This window comes from Sphingomonas sp. (assembly GCF_035758555.1).
Classification (GTDB): Bacteria; Pseudomonadota; Alphaproteobacteria; order Sphingomonadales; family Sphingomonadaceae; genus Sphingomonas_B.
On sequence record NZ_DASTXI010000092.1, the window covers coordinates 1 to 10,047 of the forward strand.

Sequence of the window (10,047 nt, forward strand, 5' to 3'; positions counted from 1 at the left end):
CAGGATCTGGATGGTCCGGTCGACCTCGGGGCCGCGGCCGATCAGCGGATCGACCTTGCCGTCCTTGGCCTTGGCGTTGAGATCGACGCAGAACTGCTTCAGCGCGCTCTCGCTCTTCTGCTTGCCGTCGGATTTCTGCGAAAACTTCTCTTCCTCGGCGCCTTTCACTTCACGGCTCTCGGCCGGCTGGCCGCCCTTGCCGACGCCGTGGCTGATATAGCTGACCGCGTCGAGGCGGCTCATGTCCTGCTGCTGGAGAAAATAGACGGCGTAGCTCTCGCGCTCCGAAAACAGGGCGACGAGCACGTTGGCGCCGGTGACTTCGTCGCGGCCGGACGACTGGACGTGCAGGATCGCGCGCTGGACGACGCGCTGAAAGCCGCTGGTCGGCGACGGGTCCGTCTCGCCCTCGACGCGGAGCGCTTCGAGTTCGGTGTCGAGATAATGGGTGACCGCGTCCTTCAGCTCGCCCAGGTCGACGCCGCAGGCGACCATCACCTTGGAGGCATCGGCATCGTCGGTCAGCGCGAGAAGAAGATGCTCGAGCGTCGCATATTCGTGGCGGCGGCTGGACGCCTGCGTCAGCGCCTTGTGCAGCGTGGTCTCGAGCGCGGGGGCAAAAGAGGGCATTCAGGTTACTCCTGGGGCCCGGCGGGTGCCGGGCACCGCTTCTGTCCTAATGTCGGAGACGGCCTCCAGTTCATCAAGCCCGTCATACTACCGCCTCCATCGGCCCGGCGCTGTGATGGAAGGCACGGCCCCGAGTCATCGCTTGAATAGAGCGTCAGCGCTTGCGCGGTGGTTAACCGCGCGTTCGATCTTGCTTTTGGCGCGTGCGATCTCGCCTTCCAGCGCGGCGATCCGCGCCTGCAACTCCTCGACCGACATCGGATCGAGGTCCTGTTTCAGCAGCAGAACCAGCGGGTCCCCCGGATTCTTCGGCAGGATGTCGTCCAGGTCCATGCCCCGAACGTTGACCCGATGGGCCCCCAAGTCAATTAGGGTGCCGACGCTTTCTGGGGATGACTGTGATCGATTTGCCCGCAACCATGACCGCGATCGACCCGGAAGCGCCGGGCGGCCCCGCGGTGCTGCAGCCAGTCCGGCGGCCCGTGCCGCGCCCCGCCGAAGGCGAGGTGCTGATCAGGGTCGCGGCCGCCGGCGTCAACCGCCCGGACGTGCTGCAGCGCAAGGGCGCCTATCCGCCGCCGCCCGGCGCGCCGTCGATCCTGGGGCTGGAAGTCGCGGGGGAAGTGGTGGCGGCGAACGGCCTTGCGGAGGAAGCTTTGGTGGGCCAGCCGGTCTGCGCGCTGATCGCGGGCGGCGGCTATGCCGAATATGCGGTGGCGCCGGCCGGCTCGTGCCTGATCGTGCCCGACGCGCTGACGATGGTGGAAGCGGCGGCGATGCCGGAGACGCTGTTCACCGTCTGGGTCAACCTGTTCGAGCGCGCCTTTGTCGGCGACGGCGATGCGGTGCTGCTGCACGGCGGCACCAGCGGCATCGGCACGATGGCCATCGGGCTCGCGAAGCTGTTCGGCCTGCACATGATCGTCACTTGCGGCTCGGACGAGAAATGCGCCCGCGCCCGCGAGCTCGGGGCAGAGCTCGCGATCAACTACAAGACGCAGGATTTCGTCGCCGCGGTCAAGGAAGCGACCGGCGGCAACGGCGTGCAGGCGGTGATCGACATGGTCGGCGGCGACTATCTGCCCAGGAACCTCCAATGCCTGGCCGAGGAAGGCCGGCATGTCTCGATCGCGGTGCAGCGCGGGCCGACCGCCGAAATCCCGATCTTCGACATCATGCGCCGCCGACTAACGCTGACCGGATCGACGCTGCGCCCGCGCTCCAACGACTTCAAGCGCCTTGTCGCGGACGAGCTCGACCGCATGGTCTGGCCGCAGGTGCGCGAAGGCCGGCTGAAGCCGGTGATCGATTCGACCTTCCCGCTCGCGGACGCCGCCAGGGCACATGCGCGGATGGACTCGGGCGACCATATCGGCAAGATCGTGCTGACGGTCTGAACGGGCCGAACGGGGGGACGACATGCGACACATAGTGCTGGCGGCGCTGGCGATCGGGATGGCGGCGGCGCTCTGGCTGTCGCCACGCGGGTACATGCTCACCAACATGCCGCAGGTGGCGCTGGTGGAGGAACTGCCGCCGTGGGCCGACGCCGCCAAGCTCGGACGCTTCCTCGACTATTCGGCGATCCTGCTGCCGAAGACGGAGCGGGATGCCGGCACGGTCCGGGTGCGGCCGGCGCTCGGCTTTTCCTATCGCGAGCTCAGCATCCTGCGCGTGCCGCTGTTCGCCTATGCGGACCAGGGCTACGTCCTTTATGTCGAAACCCCGAAGCAGGTGCAGATGGTCCCGCTCGATGCCGACTATATGAAGCTGCTGGAGCAGGAGGCGGGGCAGCCGCTCGCGGCCGGATATCGCTTTCCCTGGTGGAAACACATGTGGGGATGGGCGTTCATCGTCGGCTTCATCCTCTGGTGGATCCTGCAGGTCCGCGCCGAACGGCGCGAGGCGTTCGAGCCCGAGCCGGCCTGACAGGCGGATAAGCCAGGCTTATTGGCGGTTCGTCGAAACTGATTGGCGCGCCCGCGTCGCCCATGACAGCGACCGCCGAAACGGAGGGCGGAATGGACGGACAACTGATCCTTCACGAGGATGCGCGATCGGGCAATTGCTACAAGATCAGGCTGACCGCCGCGCACCTGGACGTGCCGCTGACCCGGCACAATTACGACATCATGCAAGGCGAAACCCGCACCCCCGCCTTTCTGCAAAACGTCAATTCCAACGGCCGCATCCCGGTGCTTCAGGTCGGCAACCGCTTCCTGCCCGAAAGCAACGCCGCCTGCTTCTGGCTGGCCGACGGCACGTACTTGGTCCCGCACGACCGGTTCCAGCGTGCGGACATGCTGCACTGGATGTTCTGGGAGCAATATAATCACGAGCCCAACATCGCGACCCTGCGCTTCTGGCGCCTGTTCCTGGGCGAGGACAGGCTGAGCGATGCGCAGCGCGCCCAGCTCGCGGCCAAGCAGGCGGCGGGCGAAGCGGCGCTGCGGCTGATGGACGAGCATCTCGCGCGTCACCCATGGTTGGCGGGCGGCGCGTTCAGCCTGGCCGACATCTGCCTCTATGCCTACACCCATGTCGCGGAAGCGGGCGGATTCGAGCTTCGCCCCTATCCGCATGTCGTGCGCTGGCTCGGCGACGTGGCCGCGCTGCCCGGCCATATCGTGATGGAGCCGGAACCGGCGCTGGCGGCCTAGCCGAGGACCGTCCGCGCCTCGGCGCAGTCGCGCTCGATCTGCGCCTTCAGCGCGTCGAGACTGTCGAATTTCTGCTCCGGCCGCAGCCAGCGGTGCAGCTCGACCTCGATCGCCTGCCCGTAGAGATCGCCGGGATCGCCGAAGAAATAGGGCTCGAGCAGCTCCTTCGGCGGGTCGAAGCTGGGGCGGATGCCGAGGTTGGCTGCGCCGTCCAGCACGCGCCCGTCCGGCATCCGGCCGCGCACCGCATAGACGCCGTAGCGCGGCCGCAGATAGCGATCGAGATCGATGTTCGCGGTCGGAAAACCGATCGTGCGGCCGAGCTTGTCGCCGTGCTGCACCGTGCCTTCGATGGCGAAGGGCCGCGTCAGCAGCCGCTCGGCGGTGACGCAGTCTCCGGCCTGCAGCGCCTCGCGGATACGGCTGGACGAGACCGGCTCGCCGTCCAGCGACACAGGGGCGACAGTCTCGGCGAAAATGCCGTGCCCCGCGGCAAGCTCCGCCAGCACGGCGGCATTGCCGGAGCGCCCCTTGCCGAACGTGAAGTCCTCGCCGGTCACCACGCCGGCCGCCCCGAACAGGGCGACCAGCCGCTCCGCGACGAAGGCTTCCGCGGACAGCCCTGCAAGTGCGGCGTCGAAATGGAACACGATCATCGCATCGGCACCCGCCGCTGCGAACAGCCGCTCGCGCTGGTCGAGGGTCGTCAGCCGGAACGGCGGCGCATCCGGCTTGAAGAAGCGCACCGGGTGGGGATCGAACGTCGCGACCAGCGCAGGCCGTGCTTCGGCCCGCGCGCGCGCGATCGCGCAGCCGACAACCGCTTGATGGCCAAGGTGAAATCCGTCGAAATTGCCCAGCGCGACGACTCCGCCGCGCAAGGAGGCCGGAACCGCCGAGCCGCCGTCCAGCCGCTCCATGGCGCCGGGCTATAGTGATTCGGCCGGCCGCTTGGAAGCGGCGCCGACGAGTCGAAGCGCACTGACGACGAGCCGAAAAGTTCCCCCCATTCATCGGAGCTTGGCGTCGAGTCGCCGCACAGCGGGTGACTCTCGGAACGGCGCTTCCCTACAGGCGTGTCAGCGAGAGCGGGGACACTCTTCACAATGAAATTCGGTCGCAGCGCCGTGTTCGGCGCGTTCATGTTGTTTGCTTCGATGTTCGGGATCACGCCGGCCAGCGCTCATTTCTGGCAGTGCGTGCCCTATGCGCGGATGATTTCCGGCATCGACATCCACGGCAATGCCGGCACCTGGTGGGACCAGGCGGCGGGCCGCTATGCCCGCGGACATGCGCCGGAAGTCGGCAGCGTGATGGTGCTGAAGCCGCACGGCAAGATGACGATCGGCCATGTCGCGATGGTGAGCGGCATCGTTTCCGACCGCGAGATCACCGTCACCCACGCCAATTGGTCGCGTCCGGGCGGCGTCGAAAAGGACGTGCGCGTGGTCGACGTCTCGCCCGAGGGGGACTGGAGCGAAGTGCGGGTCTGGTACGCCGGCGTCGACGACCTTGGCGCGACCACCTATCCGACCTTCGGTTTCATCTATCCGGAAAACCCCTCGGTGCAGTTCGCCGACGCCTCGACCGGCGGCTCGCACGTAGCGGCGGTCAACTAGGGTTTCTTCATCCCGGCGATATAGTCGCTGACCAGCGCAACGCCTTCCTTGTGCACCATCGCGCGGCCGAGCTCGGGCATCGCAATGCCCGGCTCGGTGCTTTTCATCCGGTAGAGCAGGATCGACAGATCGGGCCGGCCGGGCTGGATCGCGAATTCGAGGCCGCCGCTGCCGCGTCCTGCTGCCACCGGCCGTTTGCCGATGCCGCGCGCGACCGGATCGGCTTCCTCCCAGGTCAGGTACAAGCCGCTGTTGCTCGCCGCGCCCGCGCGGTTGTGGCAATGGCCGCAATTGACGTCGAGATAGGCGCGCGCACGCGCCGCGACCGGCGCGTGCGGGTCGTCCCAATGCGGCAGCTTGGCCGCGGCGGGCGCGCGGTCGAGCATCCCCGCCTTCACCAGATCGCCGAGCAACGCCTGGCTCAGATTGCGCGCCTTGGGCCCGATCGGCTCGATCGCGCCGTTCAGCTGGTGACATTCCTTGCACTGGTTCTGGTTCGGCACGGCATAGCTGATCGGCGTCCCGTGCACCTCGACCGGGATGCGCGTGCCGCCGCGCCGCAACGCAGCATCGTCGCCGTTCCAGATATAGGGTAGCGCGACCCAACCGCTCGCACGCCGCATCAGCACGCGCGTCTCCAGCTTGCGGCCGGGATAGCCGAAGGTCTTGATCAGTGCCGAACCGACGGGGAAGTCGAGCAGGCCGGGCCCGCGATACGCGATCGTCTTGCCCGCGGGCACGTAGATGAAGCGCTCCTTCTCGGCATAGTCGGAGAAGAGCGGCGTGTTCAGCGTGTAGGGGTGGACGCGCGGGCTTGGCTTGCCGTTCGCGAAGAAGCCGAAATCGGACAGCTTCGGCGGCAGCGTGTCGCCTGTTATCAGCGCGTCGTTGACGCCCGGCGGGGCAGCGCTCGCAAGCAGCATCCAGCCTGCAAGGCAGGCGACCAGCCTCACTTGATCGCCGCCTCCATCGACGGCGGCAGCACCACCGGCTTCGGCTCGAGCGGTATCGGACCGGCGGGAAATTGTGCGGGAGCAGGCCTTGCCTGGTCCACCGACGCTTCGGGGCTCGGCAGGTTCAGGCTGAGCGCCGGCACGTTGTCCTGCACGACCACCCCGGTGCCGGTCCCGTCCCAGAAGATCGGCGGCAGCGATCCGCCCATCGCGGCGGCGATCTCCTTGCCGCCGGGGAAGCTCGGCGCAAAGCCTGCGCGTCCGTGCTTGTTATCGCGCACCACGACGCCGCGCAGCAGCGGGTTGTAGCTCTGGTCGGTGAAAGGCCGCTTGTAGCCGATCAGCATCACGTTGGTATTGCCGTTGTCCGCCAGCGTGTTGCCGAACACGAACACGTCCGCATTGGCCATCACCATCACGCCGGTGCCGGTTGGGACGGAGGCGACGATATTGCCCTTGGGCGCGAAATTGGGCGTGTCGTTCTCGACGACCTTGTTATCGAACACGCGGATCGCGTGGCCGCCCATCTGCGGCAGGTTGGGCAGGTCGAACACGAGGATGCCGCCGGCATTCTTGCGCGCCGTGTTGCCGTAGACGTCGGCGTTGTAGCTGTTCTCGATCTCGATCCCCGCGACGTTGAACTCGGCGGTGGAGTTCCGGACGACGATGTTCTTCGACTGGCCGACATAGATGCCGGCGTCCGACGCACCGCGCACCGTCACATGATCGACCAGAACGTCGGTCGAGCTGACCGGGTAGACGCCATAGGCGCCATTGGTTTCCTTGGGCCCGCCGGTCCATTCGACTCGCACATTGTGATAGACGATGCGGTCCGCGCCCTTGGACTTGATGCCGTCGCCCTTTGTGTCCTCGACCCCGAAATCGCGCAGCACCACGTCGTCGGACGTAACGAGCAACCCTTCGCCCGCGCCCTGCTGGTTCTTGAAGCTCAGCACCGTCGCGTCCGGCCCGGCGCCTTTCACCGTCACCTTGTCGACGTCGAGAGACAGGCCGTCGGTGAGCGCGAACCGCCCGGCCGCGATCTGGACCGTGTCGCCCGGCGCGGCCTCGATCAGCGCCGCCTGCAGGCGCTCCTGCGCGTCAGGACCCGGCGCGACGGTGACGGTCTTGGCGGCGAGCGGTGCCGCCGTGGCGAGGAGGGCGAGGGCGAGCGCTTTCATACGTGTAAGTTATCGTGTCTCCAAGACTTGACAACCAATAAGAACCCGTTCGTTTCGAGCGTAGTCGAGAAACGTATCTCGACTTCGCTCGATACGAACGGAGCTTAAGATGCGGAGATTTCCCGTCTTGGCTGTCTTGTTAGCCACTCCCGCCCTCGCCGCCGAGCCGGTGACGGGCACCTGGCTGACCGATGCCAAGGACGGACTCGTCGAGATCGCCCCCTGCGGCGCGAAGCTTTGCGGGCGGCTCGCGAAGATGCTGGTCGCGCCCAAAGGCCCCGCGGTCGACCGCAACAACCCCGACCCGGCCTTGCGCAACCGGCCGCTGGTCGGGCTGGCGGTGCTGACCGGCTTCGCGCCCGACGGGGACGTCTGGCGCGGCACCGGCTACGACCCGAAAGCCGGCAAGAACTACGCCACGACGCTCCAACGGCTGGGGCCCGACACGCTGAAGGTGAAGGGCTGCGTGCTGGGCTTCCTCTGCCGCTCGGCTAGGTGGACGCGGGTACGCTAGCCCGGCTGCGGGCGAGGCCATAGGTCAGGTAGATCAGCAGCCCGATGCCGTTCCAGACGAAGAAGCTCTTCTGCGTCACGGATTGCAGGCTGGTGAACAGATAGAGGCAGCCGAGGATCGCGGCCGGCGCGATGATCCACACGAGGGGCGTGCGGAACGGCCGCCGCCGCTCCGGATCGCGCCGCCGCATGATCAGCACGCAGGCCGCGACCGCGATGAAGGCGCAGAGCGTGCCGGCGTTCGCCAGCGACGCGATCAGGTCGAGCGGCGTCACCGCGGCGATAAAGGCGACAAACACCGCCGTCACCGCCGTGATCGTGGCCGGCGTGCCGCGCTTCGACACCCGCGCGAGGTTGGTCGGCAGGAAACCGTCGCGCGCCATCACCATGAAGATGCGCGTCTGGCCGTAGAGGAAGGCGAGCAGCACGGTCGGGAGCGCGATCGCCGCGGCGGCCGCGACGATGGTGGAGACTTCCGACTGACCGATCTGGCGCAGAATCAGCGCCAGCGGTTCGGGGCTGTTCGCGAACGCGGTGTAGTGGAGCGCGCCGACCGCGGCGGCCGCGACGATCATGTAGATCGCGGTGCAGGCGACCATCGATCCGACGATGCCGATGGCGAGATCGCGTTCCGGGTTCTTCGCTTCCTCGGCCGCGGTCGAGATCGCGTCGAAGCCGTAGAATGCGAAGAAGATGATCGCCGCCGCGCCCATCACGCCGTATTTGACGCCGTCGGCGCCCGCGGTGCTGCCATAGCCCAAAGGCGCGAACGGCTTCAGGTTGGCGGGATCGAAATAGGGGAGCGCCACCGCCACGAACAGCGCCAGCGTGACGATCTTCAGCACCACCAGCGCGGTGTTGACCGTCGCGCTTTCCTTCGTGCCCAGCATCAGCAACCCGGCGACGACCGCGATAATCAGGATCGCGGGCAGGTTCACCCCGCTCGCGGTCAGGTGGAAGGTCCCGTCCATCAGGCTGCCGGCGACGGCGGGCCCGTGCGTCAGCGCATCCGGGAGCACGATCCCGAGCCCGTGCAGGAACGCGACTGCATAGCCGGACCAGCCGACCGCCACCGTCGCCACCACCAAAGAATATTCGAGGATCAGGCTCCAGCCGACCACCCAGGCGAACACCTCTCCCAGCACCGAATAGCTGTAGGTATAGGCGCTGCCCGAAGCCGGGATCATCGTCGCCATCTCGGCGTAGCAGAGCGCGGCGCAGGCGCAGATCGCGCCGGCGATCGCAAAGCTGACCAGCACCGCCGGCCCCGCGCGATCGGCGCCGACGCCGATCAGCGTCAAGATACCGGTCCCCACGATCGCGCCGACGCCCAGCGCCACCAGATGCGGCCAACTGAGCGTCCGCGCCAGTCGGTGCTCTGCCGGCTGCGCATCGCCGGTCACGATCGCCTTGCGGCGCAGTAATTTGCTCAAGTCCGTCCCCTCATTTTCGTCATGCCGGACTTGATCCGGCATCCCGCTTCTTTGCTCTGCACCAGAGAAGGAAGCGGGACCCCGGGTCAAGCCCGGGGTGACGATTACTTGTATTCAGGATCGCCGAGCAGTTCCCCGAAATCCGGGAAGTCCGCCGATACCCGGTCGGGAAATTCGGCCTCGCGTTTCTCCAGAAAGCTCTGCACGCCTTCGCGCGCATCGTCGCTCTGGCCGCGGGACCAGATGCCGCGGCTGTCGAGCCGGTGGGCGATCATCGGGTGCCCGGCGCCCATCATCCGCCACATCATCTGGCGCGTCAGCGCGACCGAGACCGGCGCGCTATGGTCGGTCAGCTCGTGCGCGAGCGCACGCGCGGCGGGCAGCAGCGCATCCGGCGCGTGCAGCGATCGGACCAGCCCGCCCTTCAGCGCCTCGGCCGCGTCGAACACGCGCGCCGAATAGCACCAGTCGAGCGCTTGCGAGATGCCGACCAGCCGCGGCAGGAACCAGCTCGACGCCGCTTCCGGAACGATCCCCCGCCTGGCGAACACGAAGCCGAACCGCGCCGCCTCGCTCGCCAACCGGAAATCGAACGGCAGGGTCATCGTCACGCCAATGCCGACTGCCGGCCCGTTGATCGCACCGATCACCGGTTTCTTCGCGTTGAAGATACGCAAGGTCAGCCGCCCGCCGCCGTCGCGCACGCCGGGATGTGAATAATCGACGCTGCCGTCGTCCTGTACCGGCGATCCCTGCTCCATCCGGTCGGGTCGCTTCGCATAATCGAACGTCGCGCCGCCCGCGCCCAGGTCGGCCCCAGCGCAATAGGCGCGGCCGGCGCCCGTCATGATTACCGCCCGCACGGAATCGTCGGCATCCGCCTGATCGAAGGCGGCGATCAGCTCCTTCATCATGACGGGCGTAAAAGCGTTGAGCCGGTCCGGCCGGTTCAGCGTGATGGTGAGGATGCCCTCGTCCAGCTCCGTAAGGATGGTTTCGAAGGACTGCACCGGCACCTCTCCGCAATTCCCGCTCGTCCCGAGCGAAGTCGAGGGGCG

12 protein-coding genes are annotated in these 10,047 nt (G+C 67.3%); 5 read left to right on the top strand and 7 right to left on the bottom strand.

Features of this window, described 5'->3' with window-relative positions; translation table 11 throughout:
- Together VFT73_RS05535 and VFT73_RS05540 are read right to left on the bottom strand one after the other, a co-directional pair.
- The coding region (locus tag VFT73_RS05535) for a Clp protease N-terminal domain-containing protein (protein WP_326409167.1) at nt 1-630 on the bottom strand (630 nt) is incomplete at its 3' end.
- A gap of 135 nt (nt 631-765) precedes the next feature.
- Nucleotides 766-963 carry a DUF1192 domain-containing protein gene (locus VFT73_RS05540; protein WP_326409168.1) on the bottom strand — a complete coding sequence of 66 codons (198 nt, stop codon included), beginning with the start codon at nt 961-963 and terminating at the stop codon, nt 766-768.
- A 65-nt stretch (nt 964-1,028) separates the two neighbouring features.
- Here VFT73_RS05540 and VFT73_RS05545 point away from each other — a divergent pair, with 65 nt between their 5' ends.
- From VFT73_RS05545 to VFT73_RS05555, 3 genes are all read left to right on the top strand, one after another.
- Nucleotides 1,029-2,027: an NAD(P)H-quinone oxidoreductase gene (locus VFT73_RS05545; protein ID WP_326409169.1), complete on the top strand. Its 999-nt coding sequence runs from the start codon at nt 1,029-1,031 to the stop codon at nt 2,025-2,027.
- A gap of 22 nt (nt 2,028-2,049) precedes the next feature.
- Entirely contained in the window at nt 2,050-2,559 is a 510-nt protein-coding gene (locus VFT73_RS05550; protein WP_326409170.1) for a hypothetical protein, read from the top strand.
- Nucleotides 2,560-2,651: 92 nt separating this feature from the next.
- The gene (locus VFT73_RS05555; RefSeq protein WP_326409171.1) at nt 2,652-3,290 is read left to right on the top strand and encodes a glutathione S-transferase family protein; all 639 of its coding nucleotides are present in this window, start codon (nt 2,652-2,654) and stop codon (nt 3,288-3,290) included.
- Here the strand turns inward: VFT73_RS05555 and VFT73_RS05560 are convergent.
- Nucleotides 3,287-4,210, bottom strand: coding sequence for a bifunctional riboflavin kinase/FAD synthetase (locus VFT73_RS05560; RefSeq protein ID WP_326409172.1), 924 nt, complete (start codon nt 4,208-4,210; stop codon nt 3,287-3,289). The two genes, VFT73_RS05555 and VFT73_RS05560, sit on opposite strands and share 4 nt — an antisense overlap.
- 186 nt (nt 4,211-4,396) lie before the next feature.
- Here VFT73_RS05560 and VFT73_RS05565 point away from each other — a divergent pair, with 186 nt between their 5' ends.
- A complete protein-coding gene (locus VFT73_RS05565) occupies nt 4,397-4,909 on the top strand; it encodes a CHAP domain-containing protein (RefSeq protein ID WP_414712797.1) in 513 nt (170 codons plus the stop codon).
- Here the strand turns inward: VFT73_RS05565 and VFT73_RS05570 are convergent.
- Nucleotides 4,906-5,862, bottom strand: a complete 957-nt coding sequence (locus tag VFT73_RS05570) for an SO2930 family diheme c-type cytochrome (protein ID WP_326409173.1) — start codon at nt 5,860-5,862, stop codon at nt 4,906-4,908. The genes VFT73_RS05565 and VFT73_RS05570 overlap by 4 nt on opposite strands.
- Nucleotides 5,859-7,043: a parallel beta-helix domain-containing protein gene (locus VFT73_RS05575; RefSeq protein WP_326409174.1), complete on the bottom strand. Its 1,185-nt coding sequence runs from the start codon at nt 7,041-7,043 to the stop codon at nt 5,859-5,861. The genes VFT73_RS05570 and VFT73_RS05575 overlap by 4 nt, the downstream gene beginning before the upstream one ends.
- Before the next feature lie 127 nt (nt 7,044-7,170).
- On the opposite strand from VFT73_RS05575, the gene VFT73_RS05580 reads away from it, so the two are divergent.
- Nucleotides 7,171-7,557 carry a DUF2147 domain-containing protein gene (locus VFT73_RS05580; protein WP_326409175.1) on the top strand — a complete coding sequence of 129 codons (387 nt, stop codon included), beginning with the start codon at nt 7,171-7,173 and terminating at the stop codon, nt 7,555-7,557.
- On the opposite strand, the gene VFT73_RS05585 is transcribed toward VFT73_RS05580, so the two are convergent.
- Nucleotides 7,535-8,989, bottom strand: coding sequence for an amino acid permease (locus VFT73_RS05585; RefSeq protein ID WP_326409176.1), 1,455 nt, complete (start codon nt 8,987-8,989; stop codon nt 7,535-7,537). The genes VFT73_RS05580 and VFT73_RS05585 overlap by 23 nt on opposite strands.
- Before the next feature lie 104 nt (nt 8,990-9,093).
- On the bottom strand, nt 9,094-9,999 hold the full coding sequence (locus tag VFT73_RS05590; RefSeq protein WP_326409178.1) for a crotonase/enoyl-CoA hydratase family protein: 906 nt from the start codon (nt 9,997-9,999) through the stop codon (nt 9,094-9,096).
- Between the last annotated feature and the right edge of the window lie 48 nt (nt 10,000-10,047).

Excerpts from the sequence above, each read along its gene's own strand:
- VFT73_RS05555 (WP_326409171.1), top strand. The coding sequence starts at position 2,652 with ATGGACGGACAACTGATCCTTCACGAGGATGCGCGATCGGGCAATTGC.
- VFT73_RS05550 (WP_326409170.1), top strand. The coding sequence starts at position 2,050 with ATGCGACACATAGTGCTGGCGGCGCTGGCGATCGGGATGGCGGCGGCG.
- VFT73_RS05540 (WP_326409168.1), bottom strand. The coding sequence starts at position 963 with ATGGACCTGGACGACATCCTGCCGAAGAATCCGGGGGACCCGCTGGTT.
- VFT73_RS05560 (WP_326409172.1), bottom strand. The coding sequence starts at position 4,210 with ATGGAGCGGCTGGACGGCGGCTCGGCGGTTCCGGCCTCCTTGCGCGGC.
- VFT73_RS05575 (WP_326409174.1), bottom strand. The coding sequence starts at position 7,043 with ATGAAAGCGCTCGCCCTCGCCCTCCTCGCCACGGCGGCACCGCTCGCC.
- VFT73_RS05565 (WP_414712797.1), top strand. The coding sequence starts at position 4,397 with ATGAAATTCGGTCGCAGCGCCGTGTTCGGCGCGTTCATGTTGTTTGCT.